The organism is Paractinoplanes rhizophilus (assembly GCF_042664765.1).
In the GTDB taxonomy this organism is placed as follows: Bacteria; Actinomycetota; Actinomycetes; order Mycobacteriales; family Micromonosporaceae; genus Actinoplanes; species Actinoplanes rhizophilus.
Genome location: NZ_JBHTBJ010000026.1, coordinates 48434 through 70472, shown reverse-complemented (window position 1 = coordinate 70472; position 22039 = coordinate 48434). Strand labels below are relative to the sequence as shown.

At 74.1% G+C, this 22039-nt stretch carries 24 protein-coding genes; 7 read left to right on the top strand and 17 right to left on the bottom strand.

Translation table 11 applies throughout. From position 1 onward, the window contains the following. Positions 1 to 11: 11 nt before the first annotated feature. Positions 12 to 653 carry a GTP cyclohydrolase II gene (locus ACFQS1_RS28010; RefSeq protein ID WP_378973976.1) on the bottom strand — a complete coding sequence of 214 codons (642 nt, stop codon included), beginning with the start codon at positions 651 to 653 and terminating at the stop codon, positions 12 to 14. Positions 654 to 814: 161 nt separating this feature from the next. Between ACFQS1_RS28010 and ACFQS1_RS28005 the strand changes: the two genes are divergently transcribed. Beyond that, positions 815 to 1510, top strand: coding sequence for a RibD family protein (locus ACFQS1_RS28005; RefSeq protein WP_378973973.1), 696 nt, complete (start codon positions 815 to 817; stop codon positions 1508 to 1510). Positions 1511 to 1512: 2 nt separating this feature from the next. On the opposite strand, the gene ACFQS1_RS28000 is transcribed toward ACFQS1_RS28005, so the two are convergent. The 5 genes from ACFQS1_RS28000 to ACFQS1_RS27980 are packed head-to-tail and all read right to left on the bottom strand — an operon-like array spanning position 1513 to position 5813. Then, positions 1513 to 2550 (bottom strand): lysylphosphatidylglycerol synthase transmembrane domain-containing protein, encoded by a 1038-nt coding sequence (locus tag ACFQS1_RS28000; RefSeq protein ID WP_378973971.1) that lies wholly within the window; start codon positions 2548 to 2550, stop codon positions 1513 to 1515. 60 nt (positions 2551 to 2610) lie between these two features. After that, a complete protein-coding gene (locus ACFQS1_RS27995) occupies positions 2611 to 3378 on the bottom strand; it encodes a class I SAM-dependent methyltransferase (RefSeq protein WP_378973968.1) in 768 nt (255 codons plus the stop codon). Beyond that, positions 3375 to 4439, bottom strand: coding sequence for a glycosyltransferase family 4 protein (locus ACFQS1_RS27990; protein WP_378973965.1), 1065 nt, complete (start codon positions 4437 to 4439; stop codon positions 3375 to 3377). Before ACFQS1_RS27990 ends, ACFQS1_RS27995 begins: the two co-directional genes overlap by 4 nt. Continuing rightward, complete coding sequence (locus tag ACFQS1_RS27985) at positions 4436 to 4834, bottom strand: 6-pyruvoyl trahydropterin synthase family protein (RefSeq protein ID WP_378973963.1); 399 nt, start codon at positions 4832 to 4834, stop codon at positions 4436 to 4438. Before ACFQS1_RS27985 ends, ACFQS1_RS27990 begins: the two co-directional genes overlap by 4 nt. A gap of 4 nt (positions 4835 to 4838) precedes the next feature. Further along, positions 4839 to 5813 (bottom strand): zinc-dependent alcohol dehydrogenase, encoded by a 975-nt coding sequence (locus ACFQS1_RS27980; protein ID WP_378973960.1) that lies wholly within the window; start codon positions 5811 to 5813, stop codon positions 4839 to 4841. Positions 5814 to 5910: 97 nt separating this feature from the next. Here ACFQS1_RS27980 and ACFQS1_RS27975 point away from each other — a divergent pair, with 97 nt between their 5' ends. The 3 genes from ACFQS1_RS27975 to ACFQS1_RS27965 all read left to right on the top strand — a co-directional run bounded on the left by ACFQS1_RS27975 (position 5911) and on the right by ACFQS1_RS27965 (position 8364). After that, complete coding sequence (locus ACFQS1_RS27975; protein WP_378973957.1) at positions 5911 to 6672, top strand: CDP-alcohol phosphatidyltransferase family protein; 762 nt, start codon at positions 5911 to 5913, stop codon at positions 6670 to 6672. Between the two features lie 161 nt (positions 6673 to 6833). Next, positions 6834 to 7472 carry an HAAS signaling domain-containing protein gene (locus ACFQS1_RS27970; RefSeq protein WP_378973954.1) on the top strand — a complete coding sequence of 213 codons (639 nt, stop codon included), beginning with the start codon at positions 6834 to 6836 and terminating at the stop codon, positions 7470 to 7472. Between the two features lie 97 nt (positions 7473 to 7569). After that, positions 7570 to 8364, top strand: a complete 795-nt coding sequence (locus ACFQS1_RS27965; protein WP_378973952.1) for an inositol monophosphatase family protein — start codon at positions 7570 to 7572, stop codon at positions 8362 to 8364. Here the strand turns inward: ACFQS1_RS27965 and ACFQS1_RS27960 are convergent. After that, positions 8361 to 8561: a hypothetical protein gene (locus ACFQS1_RS27960; RefSeq protein WP_378973949.1), complete on the bottom strand. Its 201-nt coding sequence runs from the start codon at positions 8559 to 8561 to the stop codon at positions 8361 to 8363. The two genes, ACFQS1_RS27965 and ACFQS1_RS27960, sit on opposite strands and share 4 nt — an antisense overlap. 157 nt (positions 8562 to 8718) lie before the next feature. Further along, positions 8719 to 8850 carry a hypothetical protein gene (locus tag ACFQS1_RS27955; protein WP_378973947.1) on the bottom strand — a complete coding sequence of 44 codons (132 nt, stop codon included), beginning with the start codon at positions 8848 to 8850 and terminating at the stop codon, positions 8719 to 8721. Positions 8851 to 8881: 31 nt separating this feature from the next. On the opposite strand from ACFQS1_RS27955, the gene ACFQS1_RS27950 reads away from it, so the two are divergent. Together ACFQS1_RS27950 and ACFQS1_RS27945 are read left to right on the top strand one after the other, a co-directional pair. Further along, positions 8882 to 9655: an alpha/beta hydrolase gene (locus ACFQS1_RS27950; RefSeq protein ID WP_378973944.1), complete on the top strand. Its 774-nt coding sequence runs from the start codon at positions 8882 to 8884 to the stop codon at positions 9653 to 9655. A gap of 147 nt (positions 9656 to 9802) precedes the next feature. Beyond that, on the top strand, positions 9803 to 10690 hold the full coding sequence (locus tag ACFQS1_RS27945; RefSeq protein ID WP_378973942.1) for an alpha/beta fold hydrolase: 888 nt from the start codon (positions 9803 to 9805) through the stop codon (positions 10688 to 10690). A 9-nt stretch (positions 10691 to 10699) separates the two neighbouring features. Here ACFQS1_RS27945 and ACFQS1_RS27940 read toward each other — a convergent pair whose 3' ends face one another. Next, the gene (locus ACFQS1_RS27940; protein ID WP_378973940.1) at positions 10700 to 11131 is read right to left on the bottom strand and encodes a MarR family winged helix-turn-helix transcriptional regulator; all 432 of its coding nucleotides are present in this window, start codon (positions 11129 to 11131) and stop codon (positions 10700 to 10702) included. A gap of 88 nt (positions 11132 to 11219) precedes the next feature. On the opposite strand from ACFQS1_RS27940, the gene ACFQS1_RS27935 reads away from it, so the two are divergent. Further along, positions 11220 to 12062 (top strand): SDR family oxidoreductase, encoded by an 843-nt coding sequence (locus ACFQS1_RS27935; RefSeq protein ID WP_378973937.1) that lies wholly within the window; start codon positions 11220 to 11222, stop codon positions 12060 to 12062. A gap of 30 nt (positions 12063 to 12092) precedes the next feature. On the opposite strand, the gene ACFQS1_RS27930 is transcribed toward ACFQS1_RS27935, so the two are convergent. The 8 genes from ACFQS1_RS27930 to ACFQS1_RS27895 form a co-directional block, all read right to left on the bottom strand. Continuing rightward, positions 12093 to 12545 (bottom strand): DUF1707 SHOCT-like domain-containing protein, encoded by a 453-nt coding sequence (locus ACFQS1_RS27930; protein WP_378973934.1) that lies wholly within the window; start codon positions 12543 to 12545, stop codon positions 12093 to 12095. Between the two features lie 79 nt (positions 12546 to 12624). Continuing rightward, on the bottom strand, positions 12625 to 13290 hold the full coding sequence (locus ACFQS1_RS27925) for an FHA domain-containing protein (RefSeq protein ID WP_378973932.1): 666 nt from the start codon (positions 13288 to 13290) through the stop codon (positions 12625 to 12627). After that, entirely contained in the window at positions 13287 to 14552 is a 1266-nt protein-coding gene (locus tag ACFQS1_RS27920; RefSeq protein WP_378973929.1) for a vWA domain-containing protein, read from the bottom strand. The genes ACFQS1_RS27925 and ACFQS1_RS27920 overlap by 4 nt, the downstream gene beginning before the upstream one ends. 2 nt (positions 14553 to 14554) lie before the next feature. Next, entirely contained in the window at positions 14555 to 15589 is a 1035-nt protein-coding gene (locus ACFQS1_RS27915; protein WP_378973927.1) for a PP2C family serine/threonine-protein phosphatase, read from the bottom strand. Between the two features lie 55 nt (positions 15590 to 15644). Further along, positions 15645 to 17972, bottom strand: a complete 2328-nt coding sequence (locus ACFQS1_RS27910) for a serine/threonine-protein kinase (RefSeq protein ID WP_378973924.1) — start codon at positions 17970 to 17972, stop codon at positions 15645 to 15647. Continuing rightward, positions 17969 to 19159: a hypothetical protein gene (locus tag ACFQS1_RS27905; protein WP_378973922.1), complete on the bottom strand. Its 1191-nt coding sequence runs from the start codon at positions 19157 to 19159 to the stop codon at positions 17969 to 17971. The genes ACFQS1_RS27910 and ACFQS1_RS27905 overlap by 4 nt, the downstream gene beginning before the upstream one ends. Beyond that, on the bottom strand, positions 19156 to 20130 hold the full coding sequence (locus ACFQS1_RS27900; RefSeq protein ID WP_378973919.1) for a glutamate ABC transporter substrate-binding protein: 975 nt from the start codon (positions 20128 to 20130) through the stop codon (positions 19156 to 19158). The genes ACFQS1_RS27905 and ACFQS1_RS27900 overlap by 4 nt, the downstream gene beginning before the upstream one ends. Further along, complete coding sequence (locus ACFQS1_RS27895; RefSeq protein ID WP_378973917.1) at positions 20127 to 21464, bottom strand: hypothetical protein; 1338 nt, start codon at positions 21462 to 21464, stop codon at positions 20127 to 20129. Before ACFQS1_RS27895 ends, ACFQS1_RS27900 begins: the two co-directional genes overlap by 4 nt. Between the last annotated feature and the right edge of the window lie 575 nt (positions 21465 to 22039).

Sequence of the window (22039 nt, the reverse complement as noted above, 5' to 3'; positions counted from 1 at the left end):
CTGACAGTTTCCTACTCGGCCAGCGGTAGCTCGATCGTGTGAGAGGTGTGCGAGGCCTTGGTGGCCAGATAGCGCACGTTCGCCGCGGACATGTGCACCCCGGTCGGGATCCGCTGCGCCACCTCGATGCCGCACGCCTCCAGCTGGGTCGCCTTGTCCGGGTTGTTGCTGAGCAGGCGTACGCGTTCGGCGCCCACGGCGAGCAGCATCTGCGCCGCCGCCGTGTAGTCGCGCTCGTCCTCGCCGTGCCCGAGCGCCACGTTCGCCTCGTAGGTGTCCAAGCCGGCGTCCTGCAGCGCGTACGCGTCCAGCTTGGCGTACAGCCCGATACCGCGGCCCTCCTGGCGCAGGTACAGCAGGAAGCCGCCCTGCTCGGTGATCCGCTCGGCGGCCTCGCGCAGCTGCGGCCCGCAGTCGCAGCGCTGGCTGCCGAACACGTCCCCGGTCAGGCACTCGCTGTGCGGGCGCACCAGCGGGGCCCGCCCGCCGGCCGCCGACTTGGTCAGCGCCCGCTGCCAGTCGCCGAGCCCGAGGGCGATGTGCTCCTTGCCGTCGACCAGGCCGTCGAAGGTCATCACTCGCGCGGTCGTCGTGTAGCCGTCCGAGAAGCGCAATGGAACAGTGACCTGCCGGCGTACCGTGGCCTTCTTCATCGGTATCGGTCCTCCTCGTTGGTTCCCCGCTGGTCTTTGCCCACCGACAAGGTCTCCGGAACGCAACACTTTGCGAACGTGCCTGTCATCGTCGCTCGGTTTATCTTGTACGCAACTGTTCGACCGGGGTGACGATCGTCGCTCTACTGGAGGCGTCATCGGTGGTTGAGCGTCCTTACACGCTGTTGAGCTGTGGCATGTCGATCGACGGATATCTCGACGACGCGACCCGGCACCGGCTGCTGCTGTCCAACGACGCCGACTTCGACCGGGTCGACGAGGTCCGCTCCGGGTGCGACGCGATCCTGGTCGGCGCTTCGACGATCCGGCAGGACGACCCGCGCCTGCTGGTGCGCTCGGCGGAACGGCGGGCCGCCCGCGTGGCGCGCGGCGAGCCGCCACACCCGGTGAAGGTGACGGTCACAGGCAGTTGCGACATCGACCCGGCCGCGCGCTTCTTCACGCTCGGCGAGGCCGACAAGCTCGTCTACTGTGCCACACCGACCGTCGAGGACGCCCGCAAGCGGCTCGGCGACGTGGCGACCGTGATAGACGGCGGCGACCCGGTCGACGTGCGCCTCGTCGCCGCCGACCTGGCCGCGCGCGGCGTGCGCCGGCTGATGGTCGAGGGCGGCGGCACCATGCACACGCAGTTCCTCACCGCCGGGCTCGCCGACGAGCTGCAGCTGGTGGTCGCGCCCTTCTTCGTCGGCGACTCGCGGGCCCCGCGCTTCGTCGGCGACGGCGAGTTCCCGTGGGGGCCCGGCCACCGGGCCCGGCTTGCCGGGGTCCGCCAGATCGGCGACGTCGTGCTGCTGCGGTATGCCCTCTCCGACCGGTTCCGTGAGCAGAACTGACATCAGGCGCCCGTGCGGGCCAGCTCACGCGGCGGCGTGCCGAAGGAGGCGGGCACCGTGATCGCCGGCGCGGGGGAGACCGGCGCCACCGCCCGTACCGAAGAAGCCACCGCAAGCGGGCGCAGCGCCCGGACCAGCACCACGACCGCGCCCGGCACCGCCGCCACGAAGGCGAAGACGCCGTAGACGACCGCCGTGGTCAGGCCCTGGGTCGCGCTGAGGCCGGCCGCGCCGAACGCCCACGCGGTGACCGCCTCGCGCGGGCCCCAGCCGCCGATGTTCAGCGGCAGCGACATGGCCAGCAGCGCCAGCAGCATCAGCGGGGCGAGCCGCAGCAGCGAGGCGCTCGAACCGGCCGCGCGGGCCGCGACCACGAACGTCGCGAGGTGTCCGGCCAGGACGGCCGTCGAGGCCAGGGTGATGCCTGGCCAGTTGCGGCGGGCCAGCAGGCCGGTGCGGATCTCGGCGAGCCCGGTGCGCACCGCGGCGGCCACCTTGGAGCCGCCCTGCCGCAGCTTGCGGCAGGCGAGCAGGATCAGGACCGCGGCCGCGGCGATGCTCGCGGCGCCGGCGGCGGCCACCGCGCCGTGCTCCTCGAGCAGGGTCAGGACCGGCGACGGTACGGACAGCAGCACCGCGACGCCCACGCCGATGAGCACGATCTGCCCGGCCGTGCGCTCCAGCACCACGGCGCGGACGCTGCGCCCGACATCGCCCTCGTCGCGGCCGTGCCGGACGGCCCGGTCGACGTCGCCGAGCACGCCGCCCGGCAGCGCCGCGTTGAGGAACAGCGCCTTGTAGTAGTCGGCGATCGCGCCGCGCAGGCCGAGCCGCAGCCCCAGCCCGCGCGCCACCAGGCACCACCGCCACGCGCTGAACACGGTGGTGACCACGCCGATGGTGAACGCGACCGACAGCATCGGCAGGTCGAGCACCCGCAGGCCGTCCAGGAAGGCGCCGGTGCCGAGCCGCCACAGCAGCACCGCGAGGATGCCGGCCCCGCCCAGCAGCCGCAGCCAAGGCCAGATCGATCGCGTCACGTCGCCGTCCCCTCCGTTGTGCCCGTCCTCCCCTAGTACGCCGGGACGGGCGCAAAGGGTTCAGCCGAAGATCGCCAAAAGATCAACATGCCCGATCGTGGCGTTCGGCGGATTCGCCAGGCGGGTGTCCAGATAGGTGTCGAATCGCAGGTCAGGGCGTTGCTCGGCGGCGGCGCCGACCCAGCCGCGCAGCCATTCGGCGATCAGGGCCGCGCTCTCCGGGCCCAGCCGCCACGGACTCGGTCGGGTGATCACCGTCGCGCCCGCCTGCTCGAAGGCCGCCCGCGCGGCGGCCGGGGCGTCCGGGCCGAGCAGCCGCCGCCCGCCGTCGACCCGGCGCTGGTGGGCGTTGAAGGCCTCCTCGATCGTCGCGTCCTCGGGCAGCGCGGGGTCGAGGGTCACCGTGCCGGCCACCGAAAGGGTGAACAGCGCCGCGGTCTTCGACTCGGCCAGCACGTTCGCGAGGTTGGTGACCTCCCCGGCGGTGAGCAGGTCGAGCAGGGCCGAGCAGGTGACCAGGTCGGTGCCGGCCAGGTCGGCGCCGGTGAGCGCGGTGACGTCGCCCAGGGCGGTCTCGACGGTCACCGCCGGGAAGGGCATGTTGGCGGCGGCGTGCTCGAGGAGCGCGGGGTCGCGGTCCGCCATGATCCAGTGCTGCGGGCCGTCCAGCTGGGGCGCCAGCCAGCGGCCGAGCGAGCCGGTGCCGCAGCCGAGGTCGCGGATGGTGCGGATCGGGCCGGGCAGCAGGGTGACCAGCTCCCGGCTGCGGGCCGCGGCGTCGGCGGGCTCGCGCAGGGTCAGCCAGGACGCGCTGAACTCTCCGGTCATGAGTCGAGCACCTCACTCAGTCGTCTCGCGGTGTCATCCCAGGTCGGGAGGGTCTGCCGGCGCTGGGCGGCGGCGGCGCGCAGGCGCGCGCGCAGATCGGGGTCGGTGAGCCATCGCCGGAGGGCGTCGGCCAGGGCGGCCGGGTCGTCCGGCGGGATGAGGATGCCGGGCCGGGTGCCGTCGGGCGCCCGGCCCAGGGCCTCGGGGACGCCGCCGACGCTGGTGGCGACCACCGGCAGGCCGCGGGCCAGGGCCTCGGTGACCACCATGCCGTAGGTCTCGGCGCGCGAGGGAAGAACGAAAAGATCGGCATCGGCGTACGCGGCGTCCAGCGCCGTGCCGTGCAGCGGCCCGGCGAAGCGGATGTTCTCGCCGGTGTGCGGGACGGCGGTGCCGATCGCCCCGGCGAAGGTGCAGGTCCAGCGCAGGCCGGCGAGGCTCTTCTCGAGGGTGGCGACGAGCAGGTCCTGGCCCTTGCGGGGGGTGACCGCGGCCACGCACAGCAGCCGGTGGCCCGACTCGCCGGGAGCCGCCGGCTCGGCCGGGGACACGCCGGGCTCGACCACCGCGACCTCGCCCGGCAGCTCGTGCATCCGCGAGATGCGGGCGGCGGCGGCCCGGCTGGTGGCGATCACCAGGGCGGCCAGGCGCAGGGTGGCGCGCTCGCGAGCCCGGCGGTCGGCCTGCTGCCGCGCGGTCAGGCCGGTCTCGTCGCTCAGCGGCAGGTGGACGAGCACGATCAGGCGCAGCCGCTTCTTGTGCGGGGCGAGGATCTCGGGGACCCCGCAGGCCACCAGCCCGTCGAGCAGCACATCGGACCTGTCCGGGATGTCCGACAGGGCGTGGCCGAGGCACTCGCGGGCCCGCTCGTCCGGGGCGGGCCAGGCGCCGTCGACGGCGACCTCGTAGACCGGCCGCGTCGGGAAGTCGGCGGCGCCGGCCTGCGGGCTGGTCGCGCCGGAGAGCAGGTTGAGCACGATGCGGTCGAAGCGGTTGCCGCCGCTGGGCGCCGCCGGGTCGTCGATCGAGCCCGGCAGCACCGCCCACAGCGGACCGCTCACAGATCGCGCTCGTAGGTGGCCCACGCGATGTGCGACTCGTGCAGCGTCACCGCGATCCCGGTGAGACCGGCCGCGCCGGGGCCCAGCTCGCCGGCGGCCGCCGCGGCGGCGAGGCGGTCGGCGATCACCTTCGCAAGGTACTCCGTCGAGGTGTTGACGCCCGCGAAGTCCGGCTCGTCGTCGAGGTTGCGGTAGCTCAGACCGCCGCAGATCGCGTGCAGCCGCTCGCTCGCCCGGCCGATGTCGACCACGATGTTGTCGTCGTCGAGCTCCGGCCGGCGGAACGTGGCGTCCACGACGAAGGTGGCGCCGTGCAGCTTGCGGGCCGGTCCGAAGACCTCGCCCCGGAAGCTGTGCGCGATCATGATGTGGTCGCGGACGGTGACGCTGAACAAGTGCCTACTCCTCGGGATAGTCGATCACGTGGCAGAGGGCGGGAAGGCTACCCGCCGCGAGCCGGGGCAACACCTCGGGCAGCTCGGCGAAGGGCGAGCGGCCGGTGATCAGCGCCTCGAAGGCCGGGTTCGCCAGCAGGTCGAGTGCGAGCGCCAGGCGCTGCGGGTAACCGCGGCGGCGGCCGGGGACGATCCCGCCGACCTGGCTCGAGCGCACGGTCAGCCGGCGGGAGTGGAAGAACTCGCCCAGCGGGACCGTGACCGGCTGGTCGCCGTACCAGCTCAGCTCCACGACGGTGGCCTCCGGCGCGACCAGCTCCAGCGACCGGGCCAGGCCCGCCGAGGTGGCGCTGGCGTGCACGACGATGTCGCAGCCGTCCCGGGCGTCCTCGGGGGTGGCGAACTCGGCGCCGATCGCGGCCGCGAGGGCGGCCCGGGACGCGTCGACGTCGACGAGCTGCACCCGTACACCCGGAATTTGCGCGGCGATGGCCGCGACCGACGCGCCCACCATGCCCCCGCCCACCACCGCGATCCGGTCGCCGATCATCGGCGCGGCGTCCCAGAGCGCGTTCACCGCCGTCTCCACGGTGCCCGCGAGGACCGCGCGATGCGGCGGCACGCCGTCGGGCACGAGTGTGACCGCCGTCGCCGGGACGGTATATCGGGTCTGATGGGGGTACAGGCAGAAGATGACGCGATTCCGCAGCTCTGCCGGCCCCTCCTCGACGACGCCCACGTTGAGGTAGCCGTACTTGACCGGCGCCGGGAAGTCGCCCTCCTGGAACGGCGCCCGCATCAGCGGCCACTGGCTGCGCGGGACACGGCCGGCGAAGACCGTGGTCTCGGTGCCCCGGCTCACCCCGGAATGCAGGGTACGGACCAGGACCTCGTCGCGGGCCGGACGTGGCACCCGTTCGGTGCGGATCTCGCCCCGCCCGGGGGAGGCGAGCCAGAACGCCCTGGCGTCGGCCGGCATGGGCTGTCTCCTCAACTGCTGAACCGAACATCGCTGCCGCACGTGTTAAGCGCTGACAGCGGCAACCATACGCAGCCGATCTTGCTCTGGAGGAACGGTGACACTCGCAGCCACCCCGTCGGCGCCCGCTCGCGGCCCGATGATCGGCCTCGGGGCGCAGGCCGTCCTGCTCGGCGCGCTGGCCGCGACGCTCGGGCTCACCGCGGCCGGGCTGCTGGCCGGGGCGGTCTACGGGCTGGTGCTCTGCGGCGGCCTGGGCGCCGGGCTGCGGCGGCACGGCATGCGGTCGATGGGCCCGGCGAACGTCGTCACGTTCTCCCGCGCGATCCTGGTCGGCGGCGTGACCGCCCTGGTGGTGACGTCCTTCGCGCACCCGGTGAGCACCCCGGCGCTGGTGGCGGTGGCCGGCGTGGCGCTCGCGCTCGACGGGGTGGACGGTCAGGTGGCCCGCCGCACCGGGAGCACGACCGCGCTCGGCGCCCGCTTCGACATGGAGGTCGACGCGTTCCTGATCCTGGTGCTCAGCGTGTACGCGGGGGACCGGTTCGGCTGGTGGACGGTGGCGCTCGGCGCGTACCGGTACCTGTTCGTGGCGGCCTCGTGGGCGTTGCCGTGGCTGACCGCGGCGCTGCCGTACCGGTTCTCCCGCAAGGTCGTGGCGGCGCTGCAGGGCATCGTGCTGGCGCTGGTGACCGCCGACCTGCTGCCGCCGCTGCTGTCGCAGCTCGCCCTCGCCGTGGCGCTGGCGTCGCTGACCTGGTCGTTCGGCCGGGACGCGAGGTGGCTGTACAAGGCCTCGCGGGTGCGGGCGGCGGCCCGGGTGCGCTGGTCGGCGCCGCGTCCGGCCCTCGTCGGGTAGCTCGTCGGGCAGGCGTCTCTCCCGGCCCTGCGGTTGCGCGGGCGGCTCCGCTACGCCTTTCGGCCGATGCCGGGGCGCGGATTCGGTCCGGGGAGGGATGCGGCCGGCCGGCGCCGGCGCGGATGCTGTCGGCACCCGCCGGACCAGCATGGGGGAGACACATGAGCACGGCACCGCTTGCGCACACCGATGTGATCGTTCTGGACTATCTCGCGGCGCTGTGGGCGCAGAGCGAGGATCTGTCGCCGCAGCTGCGGGACGAGCTGATGAGCACCGTGGCGGACTACATCTCGGCGCGCCGGATGGCGTCGTCGCCGCTCGAGGACGCGGCGGCGATCGTGCAGCGGTTAGGGCCGCCGGAGCGGCTCGTCGACGCGGTCCGGCGCGGACAGCTTCCGCCGCACATCCGGCTGCCCGCCCTGGTCCCGCCGCCGATGCCGGCCATGCCGACGATGGCGGCGATGCCGGTGTCCGGGCCGGCGCCGCGGGCGGGCGTCGCGGAATACACGGCGGTGGGGATGCTGACCGCCGGGGCGTTCTTCCTGCCGGTGGTGTCGCCGGTGGCGGGCATGCTGCTGGCCAGCGCGTCCCCGCACTTCACGCCGGCGGACAAGGCGGCCGGCTGGACGCTGACGGCGGGCTCGGCGGCGCTGGGCGCGGTGCTGACGCTGTTCTTCGCGACGTTGCCGTTCCACACCGGGGCGGCCCTGCTGCTGATCTACCTGGCGATGTGCACGGGCGCGTTCGCGGCCGGGATGTGCCTGCTCAATTCGCTCCGCCGGCGCGACGGGGGCCGCTGACCGCCGACCGCTCCGCGCACGGCATCAGGGGAACACGAAACGGTCGTCGCGGCTGGCTTGCCGGGGAAATGCCGGGGCGCACGTGCAGGATGGGCTGGTGGAGACCGACCTTCAGCTGGCCCAGCGCGCGGTGATCACCGGGGCCGCGGTGGCCCTGCCGCACTTCGGCGCGCTCGCCGACCTGCCCCGCGAGCGCAAGGCCGACGGGTCCGTGGTGACGGCGGCCGACCGCGCCGTGGAGGCCGCCATCCGCGGCGTGCTGACCGCCGCCCGCCCGGGCGACGCGATCCTGGGCGAGGAGCAGGGCGGCGCCACCTCGGGCGCCGCGCGGCGGTGGATCATCGACCCGATCGACGGGACGCGGCTGTTCGTCGAGGGGGACGACCGGTGGCTGGTGCTGCTGGCGCTCGAGGAGGACGGCGAGATCGTCACCGGGGTGGCGGCGCACCCGGCCCAGGGCGGCATCTGGTGGGCCGCGCGCGGATCGGGGGCCTTCGAGGGGCGCATCGTCGGCGGCCGGGCCGTGGCGGCCACGCCGGTGCACGTCGACGGCGGCGGGCCGGACACGCTCGGGGAAAGCCGGTTCGCGGTGGTGCCCGAGGAGTGGGCGCCCCACCTGGTCGCGCCGCTCAAGGCGGTCACGCCGCCGCTGCCCTGGGCGATCCACCCGGGCCTGATGGTGGCCCGCGGGGAGCTGGACCTCGCGATCCAGACCGGGGGACAGATCTGGGACTTCGCGGCCACGTCGCTGATCCTGACCGAGGCGGGCGGGTCGTTCAGCGGCCTGAGCGGCCGGACCCGGCCCGGGGCGGGGGCGTCGCTGTACGCGCGCAGCGAGGCGTTGCGGCTGGCGGCGCTGGAGACGCTCGGGGACGCCCGGCACGCCGGCTAGCAGCCGGGGCCCGTGGCCGTCCCGTCGACGATGCGGTAGGCGGTGATGTCGCCCTTCACGTAGCCGGCCAGGTCGGCGATCGCGGCCGGCGGCTCGTCGTGCACGGCCACGTACGCGGTGATGGCCGCGTCGACAGTGCGGCAGCTAGCGCGGTCGGCGACGGCTCGGGCCCGCTTCTCGAGGCGGTCGGGGTTCAACGCTACGTAAGAGACGCCGGCCGTACTTACTGTGACGGCTGCGGCCATTGCTACGTGAGTGAGCTGCACCGGAGCAGCCTAGGCAAGATCACTAAGAGTGCAGGACCGGCCGAACGGCCGAGTCTTCCGGCCGTCCGAATCACTCCGGGTAAAAGCGCTAATTCCCTTGCCGGGTGTCTTTCGGGGCGCCGCGGAAGGTAAGGATCGCCGTCGTGGCCCGGGGGTGGGCCCGGTTGGCCGGCGTCAGGTAGTCGCCGTGGCAGCCGCCCACGAGGGTCACGAACGTCACGCCATCGGACATATCGCCGTTGTGGGGGACGATGAGACGACGAATCGTGCTGGCCGGCGCCGCGGCGCTGGCGGCGTATGTCGGAGTGGCCGGATATCGCACCCGGATGGCCGGATCGCGGCCCGTCGTCCCGCCGGCGCCGCCCGGCGCGGAACGGCTCGAACACCGGTGGTCGGCGGCCCGCGGCCGGACGGTCGGCTTCTACACGGCGGTCCCGGCCGGCTTCGGCGACGGGCGCGGGCTCCCGGTCTGCCTCGTGATGCACGGTGCCTCGAAGAATCCCGCGGACTACGCGGCCCTGGGCCTCGGACGCTTCCTGACCGATTCGGTACGGCGGGGGCTGCCACCCTTCGTGCTCGCCGGGGCGGACGGCGGGCGGCTCGCGTGGCGGCCCGTCGCCCGGGACGACCCGCAGCGGATGGTGCACGAGGAGATCCCGGTGTGGTGCCGGCAGCGGGGTTTCGACCCGTCCCGGGTGGCCGCCTGGGGGTGGTCGATGGGCGGGTCCGGCGCGTTGCTGCTGGCCGAGGCGTTCCCCGGATTCCTCAAGGGGGTGGCGGCCTTCTCGCCCGCGGTCCGGCCGGACGACGACGTGGCGGGCGCGGCGCGGCTGCTGCGGGGCACCCCGGTCGGGTTGTGGTGCGGCAAGCAGGACAGCTGGTACGAGGACGTCCTCGAGCTGCGGCGCCGGTTGCCGGAGCCGCCGCGGGCCGGATCGTTCGAGGACGGGCGGCACGACTTCGGGTACTGGTCGCGATGCTTGCCGGCGGCGTTCGACTTCATCGCCGAGGCTCTGCGCTCGTAGGCCTTTTCCAGGCCGGGCATGCGCCAGCCCGCTCCCGGGCGCCACGCGCGGGGGATAAATCCGAAATTGGCGGTGTATCGGGCCACTTCGGAGCGTGGTGAGCGAGTTTTAACCCGGCTGTCAAGTGTGATGCCCGACAATGGCGGGATGGTGGCCTCCACCCTGCCGGTCAACGGCATCGAGCTCTGCGTCGAGACGTTCGGCGAACCGGCCGACCCTCCGCTGATGCTCATCGCCGGCGCGGCGAGCTCCATGGACTGGTGGGAGGACGAGTTCTGCCGCCGCCTCGCCGCCCGCGGCCGGTACGTGATCCGCTACGACCACCGCGACACCGGCCGGTCGACGTCGTTCCCGCCCGGGCGCCCGCCGTACTCCGCAGTGGACCTGACCCACGACGCCCTGGGCGTGCTCGACGCGCTGCACGTGCGCCGCGCCCACCTGGTCGGCCTGTCGATGGGCGGTGCGCTGGCCCAGCGGATCGCCGTGGAACGCCCGCACCGGGTGCTGTCGCTGACGCTGATGTCGACCAGCCCCGGGCTCGGCTCCGCCGACGCTTTCGCACCCGAGCCGGATCCCGCCCCGTCATCGGCCCCCGCCGGGTCGCCGGAACCCGCGGAGATGCCCGCCGACCCGGACTGGTCCGACCGCGCCGCCGCGGTGCGCCGCCTCGTCGAGAGCACCCAAGAGCTCGGCGGCCCTTTCACCGCCGCCGAGCCCCACCTGCGCCGCCTGGCCGAGCGGATCTTCGACCGCACCGCCGACATGGCCGCCACCCAGGCCAACCACTTCTGCTGCGCCGACGGCACCCCGTACCGTCACCTGCTCGGCACGATCACCGCACCGGCCCTGATCCTGCACGGCACCCAGGACCCGTTCTTCCCGGCCGCGCACGCGTACGCCCTGCAATCCGAGATCCCCGGCGCCCGCCTCGTCTGGCTGGAGGGGGTGGGTCACGAGTTCCCGCCGGCGGCGGTCTGGTCCCAGGTGATCGACGAGATCATCGGCCAGGCGGCCCGGGGACGGCAGCCCGCCTGAGCCGCCGCGTCACGCGGGCTCGTCCGGCAGCGCCCGCGCCGCCGCGTAGATCTTCGTCAACGCCGACATCAGCGCGGCGCGCTCGGCCTCGGTGAGATCGGCCGTGACCCGCTCCTCGAGGAGCCGGCGCTCGGCCTCGATCGGTTCCTGCAGGGCGCGGCCGGCGTCGGTCAGCCACAGCCGTACCAGGCGGCTGTCCCGGTCGTCCCGCAGGCGGGTGATCAGCCCGGCGTCGACCAGGCGGCCGGACATCTTCACCACCGCCGGGGTCGAGACGTTGACCGCGGCGGCGATCTCGCCCGGGGTGCGGCCGTCCCGGCGCCACAGCACGGCCAGCAGGTGGTCCTGGCCCAGGTGCAGGCCGTGGCGCCGGACCGCAGCCTCGGCGGCGGCCCGGAGCACCTTGTTGGTCCGGCCGTGCAGATCCAGGAACGCGGGCACCGCGGCCTCCTCGTTGACGGAAAGTCGTTAACCGGTTAGCGTTCCCACCGACAAGCTCGTTAACTGGTTAGCGACCTCGGGAGTCCCCATGCTACTGATCACCGGCGCCACCGGGAACATCGGCCGCGAGCTCACCGCGGCCCTCGACGCGAGCGGCGCCATGGTGCGCGTCCTGGTCCGCGATCCGTCCCGGGCGGTGGGCCGGGCCGAGCGGGTCGTCGCCGACCTCGACGACCCGGCCACCCTGCCGGCGGCGTTCGACGGCGCCGACAAGCTGTTCCTGCTCACCCCGGGGATCGGCCGTACGCAGACCGAGCATGCCGTCGCCGCGGCGCGAGCCGCCGGCGTCCGGCACATCGTGCACCTGTCCTCGTCCAACGTCCTCGGCGACCCGATGCCGGCCATGGGCCGGTGGCACCACGATCGCGAGCAGGTGGTCCGGGCCTCCGGCATCCCCGCCACGATCCTGCGGCCGGGCGGCTTCATGACGAACGCGCTGGACTGGCTGCCCACCATCCGCGAGGGCGGCTTCGTGCTCGACCCGATCGGCCCCGGCCGGTACGCGCCGATCGACCCCGCCGACATCGCCGCCGTGGCCGCCCTGGCCCTCACCGCCGATGGCCACGAGGGCACGGAGTACGTGCTCACCGGCGAGCAGACGGTCACGGTCGCCGAGCAGGTGCGGATCCTCGCCGCCGCGATCGGCCGCGACCTCGAGGTCCGCCCGGTCGGCACGCCGGAGGAGGCCGTCCGCTCCCGGTTCCCGCACGGCGCCCCGCCCGCCCTGGCCGCCGCGCTCGTCGAGGGCTTCGCGCTCATGCGCGCCGACACCACCGGATTCCGCACCGACACCGTCCGGCGGCTCCTCGGCCGCGCTCCGCGCACCTTCGCCGACTGGTGCGCACGCCACGCCCACCTGTTCCGGCCCTGACCATCGCCCCGCCCGCCGTCGCCGTGGTTGTCACGGGCTCGTGCGGCCGTTCCAGGCGAGGAAGACGGTGGTCAGCGCCGCCAGCGACAGCGCGATCCCGACGATCCCGAAGACCCGCCCGACCAGCGCCGTCGGCACGCCCCGCCGCCGGCCGGGGCCGCGGCTCGCGATCACCGCGAGAATCCCGAGGACGAGGCCGACCCCGCAGATCGACATCGGCACCGAGGCGACGCCGAGAATCAGGGCGATCCGTCCGGCGCCGGACGGCGGTTCGGTCACGGCCGCGGCGGATCCACCCCACGCGTACGCCGGTGGCAGGTCGGAAACCTGAAGTCGCAACTGCGACGCGCGCGTGGCGGTTCCGACCGCCGCCACCCGCGCGTCGTACTCGCCGACCGGCAGCACGCCCGCCTCGAAGGCGTTGCCGAGCAGCCCGAGCACCTGGGTGCGCTCGGCGTGCCCCACGCGGCGGTCCTTCGACACGCTCGGCAAGGTAACGCGCCCGCGGACGACGGCGCGGCGATTTCGCGCGAAGACCGGCCGAAAGAGACCCCGCCCGGTCCTACGCCGCCGGGGCGTGCAGGGTGATCGTCGTCCAGGCGCCCACGTGCACCTGATCGCCGTCCTTGAGCGAGCGCGTCTGCCCCGCCGTCAGCGCCTGCTGCTCGTCGTTGAGGTACGTCCCGTTCGTCGAGCCGAGATCCGAGAGCAGCCAGGCCCCGTCCACGCTCAGCGTCAGCAGCGCGTGGCTGTGCGACACCCCCGGGTCGGAGTCGGCGAGGTCGATCTCCGGGTTGGTGCCCTTCGAAGCGCTCCGCCGGCCGATCCGCACCTGCGGCGCCGGCAGGTCGACCTCGCGCGACGGCGCGTCCGCCGGGAACTCGACCCCCTCGATCGCGTTGTCCTCGAAGTACTTGCGGTCCACCTCGATCGTCGCCGTCCACTGCCCGGCCACCGGCGCCGGCGTCACCGCCGGCTGCGCCAGGGCCGGCACCTTGCCGGTGCTGTGGTCGTATCCGCAGTCCTCGCAGAACCGGCTGCCGGCCGCCCGCGGCGCCCCGCAGTTGGGGCACGGCTCGGCGGCGGGTGACGCCGCCGCCGGGGCCTGGGCGGGGACCGAGGGCGGCGTCATCGGGACGGTCCCGGTCCCGCCGATCTTGGCCCCGCACTCGTCGCAGAAGTCGTCGGTGCTGGACGCGTGCCCCTTCGGGCAGGTGTACGTGCTCACTGCGCCCGCCCCACCCGTACCGTCTTGGTGGAGCGGGTGTCCAGCGCCATCTCGTCGGCCGCCTCGACCTTGCGCCGCAGCCGGACCGTGCCGGTCGCCGCGTCCTCGATGTCGACGACCGTGGCCAGCAGCTCCTCGGTGGCCTTGTTGCCGCTGGCGTGGGCGAGCTGCGCGGCCCGGCCGAACTTGATCGTCGCCGTCCGGTCGTCGCCGGCCTTGCGGGCCTCGATGCCGGCCTGGATCGCCTCGGCCAGCTCGGCCTGGCCGGTGTAGTGCGCGACCTGCCGGTTGATCTTCGTGGACAGCGCGGTGTCCTCGGTCCACAGCGCGCGCACCAGCGACTGCGCGTGCACGGTGTCGCCCTCGACCACCGACACCCGGGCGGCCAGCATCTCGTCGCCGGCCGCGCCGGCCGGCACGTCGACGCAGATGTGGTAGTCGCGGCTCTCGGCGCCCCACGAGCCGAGCGGGTAGCGGCCGGCGCGCGGCCCGTCCTCGAGGCGCTTGCCGGTCAGGTCCATCACCTCCGGCTCGACCTGCTTGACGAAGCGGACCGTCGCGTTGACCGGCGTCCACACCTTGAGCTGGACGTCCGCGGCGGTCTTGCCCATCGCCTTGACCATCATCTGCTCGAAGGCGGCGGTCAGCCCGGACGGCTGGGCGACGATGTCGACGGTGCCCAGCATCGCCTGGGCGATCTTGCGGAGCTCGGAGACCTTCCAGTTCACGCCGACGCCGCGGCAGTCGCAGGTGAACCGGCCGGCGATGGAGTCGAGGACCTGCTCGAGGTACCCGGCCCGCTCGCCGTTGTCGCCGTCGGTCAGCAGGATGGCGTGGGCGATGTCGCCGGGCCGCTGGCCGAACAGTTGCGCGGCGAGCAGCAGCCACGCGCCCATCGCGGTGCCGCCGCTGGCCTGGAGCCGGTCGATCGAGCGGATGGCGTCGGCCCGCGACTGCGGCGAGGAGACCGCGAGCTGGCCCGGCGCCGGGAAGAGCTGCTGGGCGGTGCTGACCCCCGCGATGATCGCGAAGTTGACGCCGTCGTCGATGCACTCGACGGCGGCCTTCGCGGCCTGCCGGGCGGCGTTGATCCGGCCTTCGGCCTGCATCGACCCGGACGCGTCGACGATGATGATCTCGGTCGCGCCGGACGTGCGCCGACCGCCCTCGGCCCCGGACGAGGTGACCGTGACGATCGCGTTGACCTCGGTCGCGCCCAGGGCGAGGAACTCGTTCTGGAAGGCCTCGGCGGTGTACGGCATTCCTACTCCTTGGCGGTGTCGGTGGCGGCGGTGGTGTCGGTTTCCGTGGCGGGGGACGGGGCGGAGACGGGCGTGGACGAGACGGGGACGATGGCCACGGTGATGTTGTCGGCGCCACCCGCGTCGTTGGCGAAGCCGGCGAGGCCCCGGGCCGCATCGATCAGGGTGCCGCCCGCGCGCAAGTGCTCCCGCACCGTCGCCGCGAAGTCGGCCGGATCGGTCAGGTAGTTCCACAGCCCGTCGCTGCACAGCACCAGGTGCCCGGCCCCGACCACGGTGAACGCCCCGGTCCGCGGCAGCACCGGCGCGGCGTCGGCGCCCAGCCACGCCGTGATCGCGTGTGCCTTCGGATCCCGCATCGCGGCGATCGGATCGGCGCCCATCGCGATCGCGTGGGTGGCCCAGGAGTCGTCCTCGGTGAGCTGCTCGGCCGGCCCGTCCGGCGGGAGCCAGTAGGCGCGGCTGTCGCCGACCCAGCCGATGTTGATCTCGGAGCCGCGGACCGCCGCGGCCACGATCGTGCAGGCCGGATTGGAGACGGCCCGGCGCGGGTCGCCGGTGGCGGCGAGCGCGGCCACCGCCTCCTTGGCGCCGAGGATCGCCGCCGACACGTCCGGCGAGGAGGCGAGCAGCGCGCCCGCCGTCGTGGCCGCGGTCTCCGAGGCGACGTCCGGATCGAACGACGCGGACACGCCGTCGCAGACCACCACGTCGACCTCGCCGTCGCGGACGGCCAGCCACATGTGGTCCTCGTTGCGGTGGTGCCGCCGCCCCCGGTCGGTCACCGCCGCCGCGATCGCGCCGCAGTCCGCCTCGAGGTGGTCGCGTGGCCGGCCGGCCAGCATGCCGCAGTTCTCGCAGTACCCGTCGGCGCCGACCCCGCCCGGCGTGCCGCAGTTCGGGCACGGCTCGCCGGGCGGCGCGATCTCGGCCGGCGGCGAGCCCGGCGACGAGGCCAGGGGCCGCCCGCAGGCCTCGCAGAAGGCCGCCCCGGCGGCGCGCTCGTCAGCGCACGAGGCGCAGTCGGTCATCGTCATCGTGCCTCGTTCCTCAGGTGCCGTTCCCCGTCCGTCATGTCGCGAGCCGCGCCCCTCATGTCCGGGTCCGCGGGCGGGACGCGTTCGCGAGATCCACCAGCCGGATCTTCTCGGGGCCGTGGGCCGCCTGGGCCATCTCCCGGTACGCCTGCTCGAGCGCGAACCGGATGTCCCGTTCCCGGACCTTGCCCGTGCGGGTCGATCCGAGCACCGCGGCGGGCAGCGCCCCGCCCCCGGTGACCGTGCGCAGCGCCTGCTCCAGCAGCTCGGCCCGGAGCGCGGCCAGCTGGGCGGCCTCGATCTCGAGCCGCTCGATCAGCGCGGCCGCCGCGGACAGCGAGGTGACGTCGGCCGCCGCCGACGGATGCGCCCGCACCAGCGCCCGCACCGCACCGACCTGCGAGCTGCGGTACGCCGACGACGTGCCCGGCACCCGGTTGTAGGCCTCGACCGCCCCGCTGCGGTCGCCGGCGCCGAGCCGGCACCGCGCGAGCCCGGACGCCGCCGTCGTGTACGCCGGATCGGTGCGGCTCACCACGTCGTAGTAGCCGGCCGCCGCCGGGTCGCCGGCCAGCTCCAGCGCGAGGCCCAGCGCCAGCTGCGGCGCGAGCTCCCCGGGCAGCGCCGAGTACACGGCGTCGAACCGCTGCCGGGCGTACTCGAACTGCTCCGTCGCCAGCGCGAGCAGACCGTCGTACCAGGCCACCCGCCAGTCCGCGCCGTCGCTGGCGACCAGCGCGTCGCGCGCCGCGCGTGCTCTCTTGAAGTCGCCACCCAGGTCGATGTGCGCGCGCAAGGCCCGCAGCCGCACCTCGATGGTGTTCTCCGGAGCGCTGGCCAGCACGGTCAGCACCTTGGCCGGCTCGGTGACGGTGACCGAGGCCAGGAACGGCGCGGCCGGATCGGTCAGGTCGATCATCGGGCTGGGCAGGTCCTGCCAGCGCGGGACGTCGGACTTGAGGTCGGTGCGCAGCTCGCCGGTGAACAGCCGGGACGGCGCCGGCCGGGGCTCGCCGCGGGCCGCGAGGATCTGGCGCAGCACGCCGAGCATCTGGCCGCTCATCTCGTCGGCGTCGACGAAGCGCTCGGCCGGGTCGGTGCGGGTGGCCCGCAGCAGCAGCCGGTAGAACGACTCGTGCTGCTGGTAGACGGCGAACTCGCCGCGGTCGGGCAGGCTGTCGGAGAACGTGCTCTGGTAACCGCGGAAATCGGTGGTGAGCACCGCGAGCGTACGCCCGATGGTGTAAAGGTCCGAGGCGACGGACGGGCCGTCGGTGGCCATCTCGGGCGCCTGATATCCGACCGTGCCGTAGATCGCGGCGTCCATGTCGTCGACGTGCACGACACCGCCGAGGTCGATGAGCTTCATGTGGTCGCCGGACTGGATCACGTTGTCCGGCTTGAAGTCGCAGAAGATCAGGCCGCGGTCGTGCAGGTACGCGAACGCCGGCATGATCTCCAGGACGAACGCGAGCGCCTGGTCGACCGGTATCGGGTCGGCGTTGCCGCCGTTGGCCGCGCGGCGCTTCTTGAGCATGTCCTTGAGCGACTGGCCGCCGACGTACTCCATCACGATGTAGCCGGCGCCGTCGTGCTCGACGAAGTTGTAGATCTTGACGATGTTCGGGTGCTCGACCTCGGCCAGGAAGCGCTGCTCGGCCACCGCGGCGGCCAGAGCGTCCTCGTCGCCGGAGTTGAGCAGGCCCTTGAGCACGACCCAGCGGTCCGAGACGTTCTTGTCGACGGCCAGGTAGATCCAGCCGAGGCCGCCGTGCGCGAGCGCGCCGACCACCTCGTACTGCCCGCCGACCAGGTCGCCCTTGACCAGCTTCGGGGTGAAGTTGAACGGCTCGCCGCACGACGGGCAGAAGCCGGAGGCGCGTCCGGCGCGCTCGCCCCGGGAGCGCCCGACCGGATTGCCGCACTTCGCGCAGTACCGCTTCTCCTCGGGCACCTCGGCGCTGGACATCACGGCGGTGGCCGGGTCGGCCTGCACGATCGGGGCGACGTCGACCAGGCCGCCGCCGAAGCGGCGGCGCCGCGATCCGGTGCGGGAGCTGCCGGTGCGGCCGCTCGATCCGGTACGCGTCGACAGCGCCCCGGTCCGGGAGGACGGCGACGTGCCCCCGGTGCGCTGCCTCGGGATGGTGCCCGCGCCGGTCCCGGTGCCGCCCGCCCCGGTGCCGCCCGCGCCGTTGCCGGTCCCGGTGCCGCCCGCCCCGGTGCCGCCCGCCCCGGTGCCGCCCGCGCCGTTGCCGGTCGCGGTGCCGCCGGCCCCGTTACCGCCGGCCGCGGCCGCCCGCGCGCCGGCGGCCGGCGCCATCCCGCAGGTGTCGCAGTAGCCGTCCTCGATCGTGCCGGGGCAGTTGCGTTCGCACTTCATCGTCCGTCCCTCGCGATCGTGCCGGTGAGCGCGTCCTGGTAGGCGTTGACGGCCACGCGGGCCGCGTCGAGATCGCACGGCGCCGTGTACAGCGCCGCGTGTGCCGCGTCGGCGAGCGGCGTCAGCTGCGCGTCCTCGCCGAGCCCGCGGCGCAGCGCTTTGGCCCGGTAGGCGTCGAGCCGCCCGCGCAGCTCGTTGCGGGTGACGAGCAGGCCGTCGTTGTGCGCGGTGGCGTGCCGCAGCGCGGCCAGCCTCTCCCGCGCGCGCCGGGCCCAGTCGGCGAGGCGCGGGCTGATCAGCGCCCACTGCCCGGCGGCGGCGAGCGCGTCGACCGCCGCGAGATCCGGGCGCAGGTCGCCGCCGCGTACCCGGATGATGTCCTGCTCCCGGAACCGGTCCGCGGCCTTCTCGCCCGCGGCGTCCGCGGCCCCCTGGGCCTCGGCCAGCTCGCCGGCCAGGGCATGCGCGTCGGCGAGGCGCTGGGTGAGCGTTTCCTTCAGCTCGGCGGCCGACGTGCGCTCCGCGTCGGCCCGGGCGACCAGATCGCGTACGGCGGTCAGCTCGCGCTCGTCGACGCCCAGCGGATCGGTGGCCAGCGCCGCGGTGAACCGGCCCAGGCGCCGGTCGGCCTCGTCGATCGTCGTCTGGTTGCCGCCGTGCAACCGGATCAGCACGCGCACGTTGTCGACGGACGCGGTGGCGTCGGCGGCCGCCGGGAGCAGCCGCTGCCACACCTCGCCCGCCCGGGTCGCGACCGACACCGCGGTGTGGAACGCGGCCTCCATCGCCGACAGCAGCTCGGCCGGCGTGCAGGTGGTGTGCACCTGGCCGGCGCCGAGCAGCCCGCGCTGGGCGAGCGGCACGGTGGTGGTGGACAGCGTGATCGACTTGCCGAGCACCCGGTGCACGAACGCGGCCCGGTCGGCGTCGCTGAGCTTGCGCTGGTCGCGCAGCGAGCGGGCCTGCGCGATCAGGTCGGTCAGCATGCGGTAGCCGTCCCAGAGCTGGGTCAGCGCGTCGGTGGCGTCCGCCCAGGCCTCGGCCGTCTTGCCGGTCAGCTTGGTCTTGTCGAGATCCTTGCGGGCCGGGTTGTCGTCGAGGTCCACCAGGTTGGACGCGATGGCGGTCATCGCCGTCTCGAGGCGGAGCAGCTCGGCGTCGGCCGGCGCGATCGACGGTGCGGTCATCGGTACTCGGCGGCGGGCGGAGTCGGCGCCGGGCCGAACGCGCCCAGCCACCGCTTGTACGTCTCGGTCCAGGTCCCGTCGGCCCGGTTCTTCGCCAGCACCGCGTTGACGAACCGGGTGAACTCGGGATGCTGTTGCGACATCGCCATCCCGTACGGCTCCTCGGTGAACTTGGCGCCGACCACCTTCGCGTACGGGTCCTGCGCCGCCATCCCGGCCAGGATGGTGTCGTCGGTGGAGATCGCGTCGACCTCGTTCTGCTGGAACGCGACCAGGCAGTCGCCGAACGCCGCCCGCGCCACCGCGATCGGCTTGCTCGGGGCCTTGGCGATGTTGTCGTAGGAGGTCGAGCCGGACGCGGCGCAGACCCGCTTGCCGCCGAGGTCGGCCATGCCCTTGGCGGTGGAGTCGCTGGACACCAGGACCTTCTGGCCCGCCTCGTAGTAGATGGTGGAGAAGTTGACGTCCTTCCACCGCTCGCAGTTCGCCGTCATCGTGTCGGCGACGATGTCCACGCTGCCGTCGGCGGCGGAGCTGACCCGCTTGTCGTACCCGATGACCTTGATCTGGATCTTGTCGGGGTTGCCGAAGATCGCCTCGGCGATCTGCCGGCCCATGTCCACGTCGAAGCCCTCCACCTTGCCGGTGAACGGGTTGCGCGAGCTGAACAGCAGCGTGTCCTGGCTGGTGCCGAGAATGAGCCGGCCCCGCTTCTGGATCTCGGCCATGTAGGTGCCGGCCGGCATGTGCCCCGGCTCCGGGAGCGCGCCGGTGGGCTTGAGGCTGGCGCGCGGATTGCACGACTTGTCGGGCGCCGCGGCTTTCCCGGGCGCCTGCTCCGGCGGCGGCGTCGTGGTGGTGGCCCGCCCGGCGGCCGAGGGCAGCGGCGACGAGTCGCCGGAACACCCGGCGAGGGCGAGCAGGATGGCGCCGGTCGCGACGACAGCGAGCCCCATTCGCGTACGTGTCATCGGTACTCCTCGAGCCGGGCGCGGATGCCCATGAACGCCAGCGCGCAGATCACCAGCGCGAGCAGCGGGCCGAACACGGTCAGCAGCCCGAGGCCGCGTCCCGCCGCGTTGATCTCCCGGGTGAAATGGAGCTTGTGCACGTTGATCTCGGTGTTGAGCCCGGCCAGGAACGTCTGGAACGCCCCCGTGGTCTCCGGCCCGACGGCCAGCTTCACCGCGCGGTCGTAGTCGCCGTTGTCGTCGAGCGCGCGCACCTTCCGGTGTGCCGCGAGGTAGGCCTGGTGCTCGTCGCGCAGGTAGGCCGTGGACCGCTCGCGGCCGAGAATGCCGTCGAGCCGGGCGGACGACTGGGCGAAGTCCTCGGTGTACGTGCCGCCGCTGCCGCGCGCCGCCAGGGTGAGCGCCTCGTCGCCGCGTTCGCGCAACGCCAGGATGCGCGCCTCGGCCAGTGTCGCGACCGGGGTCGAGCCGTTGTCCTCGGCCCGGTTCAGGTGCGCGTGCTGCCCGGTCAGCACGATCTGCGCGCCGATCGCGAGGACCACGGTGAGCACGGTCGCGGCGACCAGCGGCACGTTGAACGTGCGGTGCGTGGCGCGGCTCAGGTAGCGCTGGCCCAGCACCAGGACGACCAGCAGCGCGAGGACCAGGACCACCAGCAGCAGCACCCAGCCCGTGCTGGAGGCGCTGGAGTAGCCGGCGCGGACCTCGTCCTGGGCGATGCGGAAGAGGTTCTGCGCCTGGGGGAGGAGCGTGTCCCGGTTGAGCTGCGACGCGGCGGACAAATAGGACGCGCCGATGGGCAGGCCCTGCCGGTTGTCCGCCCGGGCGGTGGCGACCAGAGCCGCGTACTTGGCGACGCCCGCGGACAGCGTGCCCACCGCGGCGGCGGCCGCGCTGCCCTCCGGCGTGCGCCGGGCGGCCGAGGCGATCGCCGTGGTGGCGCGCTCCAGATCGTCGTTGTAGCGCCGGGTCAGCTCGGCCGGCTCGAGCCCGCCGGCCAGGAACGCCTGCGCGGCCGTGGTGTCGGCGTCGGCCAGCGCCGAGTAGATGGTCTCCGCCTCGACGAGCAGCGGCTGCGCCCGGCTGCCCAGATCGCTGGTGCCGCCCGCGGCGGCGTTGCCGGTGAGGCCCGCGACCAGACCGGTGAGCAAACCGAGGGTCAGCAGGGCGCCGAGCAGGAGCTTCAGCCGCCCCGGCGACGTGTGCCGCAGGCCGCCCAGGCGCCGCAGAAGCCCTCGTCGTCGCCGCGGCGCGGGCACGCCGCCCGCCGGTCCGGCGGGTCCTGCCGGTATGCGCGCGCCCGGCGCTGGCCGGGCCACCAAGGCTGTGCTCAAGCTTCCTCCGTCGGGCCGTGTCACCGCGCGTCCAACTGTGCGGTATCCACGCAAGTGATCATTCAACCCGGCCCGGTACGCGCCCCCGCCACCGGCCCGGCCTGAGTTGCTCGCCCCGGCGCCGCCACCCCGAGGTGAGAGCAAGAGTCTACGGACGAGCGGCCCCCGGCGGGGTCCCCCGCCGGGCGCGCACCGGCCGCCGGATCGGCCGTTCGCCCGGCGCAGCCCGGACTCCCGCCGAGGTGTTGCCCGTGCAGCCCGTGCAGCCCGGACTTCCCCGACCACGTTGCCGGCGTTGCCCGCGCTGCCGGGACTCCGCAGAGCGTGTTGCCCGCGCTGCCCGCGCGCCCGGCTGCCCAAGCCGCCCGTGCTGCCGGCGCCGCCCGCGCCTCCGCTGCCCAAGCCGCCCGTGCTGTGCCCGCTGCCCGTGCTCCTCGTCGAGCGTGGGGCTGCGGGCCCGCGCTGCCCGCCTGCGCGAGCATGCGTGCCCGGGACTGCCCGCTGCCGCTGCCCGTGTTGTCTGGGCCGCGGCCGGGCGTTGAGCTGCGGGCCGGCGCGCTTGCACGCCCGCCGCC

Coding starts and splice junctions, on each gene's coding strand:
- ACFQS1_RS28010 (WP_378973976.1), bottom strand. CDS start 653: ATGAAGAAGGCCACGGTACGCCGGCAGGTCACTGTTCCATTGCGCTTC.
- ACFQS1_RS27905 (WP_378973922.1), bottom strand. CDS start 19,159: ATGACCGCACCGTCGATCGCGCCGGCCGACGCCGAGCTGCTCCGCCTC.
- ACFQS1_RS27900 (WP_378973919.1), bottom strand. CDS start 20,130: ATGACACGTACGCGAATGGGGCTCGCTGTCGTCGCGACCGGCGCCATC.
- ACFQS1_RS27970 (WP_378973954.1), top strand. CDS start 6,834: ATGAGCACGGCACCGCTTGCGCACACCGATGTGATCGTTCTGGACTAT.
- ACFQS1_RS27935 (WP_378973937.1), top strand. CDS start 11,220: ATGCTACTGATCACCGGCGCCACCGGGAACATCGGCCGCGAGCTCACC.
- ACFQS1_RS27950 (WP_378973944.1), top strand. CDS start 8,882: ATGAGACGACGAATCGTGCTGGCCGGCGCCGCGGCGCTGGCGGCGTAT.
- ACFQS1_RS27945 (WP_378973942.1), top strand. CDS start 9,803: ATGGTGGCCTCCACCCTGCCGGTCAACGGCATCGAGCTCTGCGTCGAG.
- ACFQS1_RS27920 (WP_378973929.1), bottom strand. CDS start 14,552: ATGCCGTACACCGCCGAGGCCTTCCAGAACGAGTTCCTCGCCCTGGGC.
- ACFQS1_RS27915 (WP_378973927.1), bottom strand. CDS start 15,589: ATGACGATGACCGACTGCGCCTCGTGCGCTGACGAGCGCGCCGCCGGG.
- ACFQS1_RS27995 (WP_378973968.1), bottom strand. CDS start 3,378: ATGACCGGAGAGTTCAGCGCGTCCTGGCTGACCCTGCGCGAGCCCGCC.
- ACFQS1_RS27910 (WP_378973924.1), bottom strand. CDS start 17,972: ATGAAGTGCGAACGCAACTGCCCCGGCACGATCGAGGACGGCTACTGC.
- ACFQS1_RS27980 (WP_378973960.1), bottom strand. CDS start 5,813: ATGCCGGCCGACGCCAGGGCGTTCTGGCTCGCCTCCCCCGGGCGGGGC.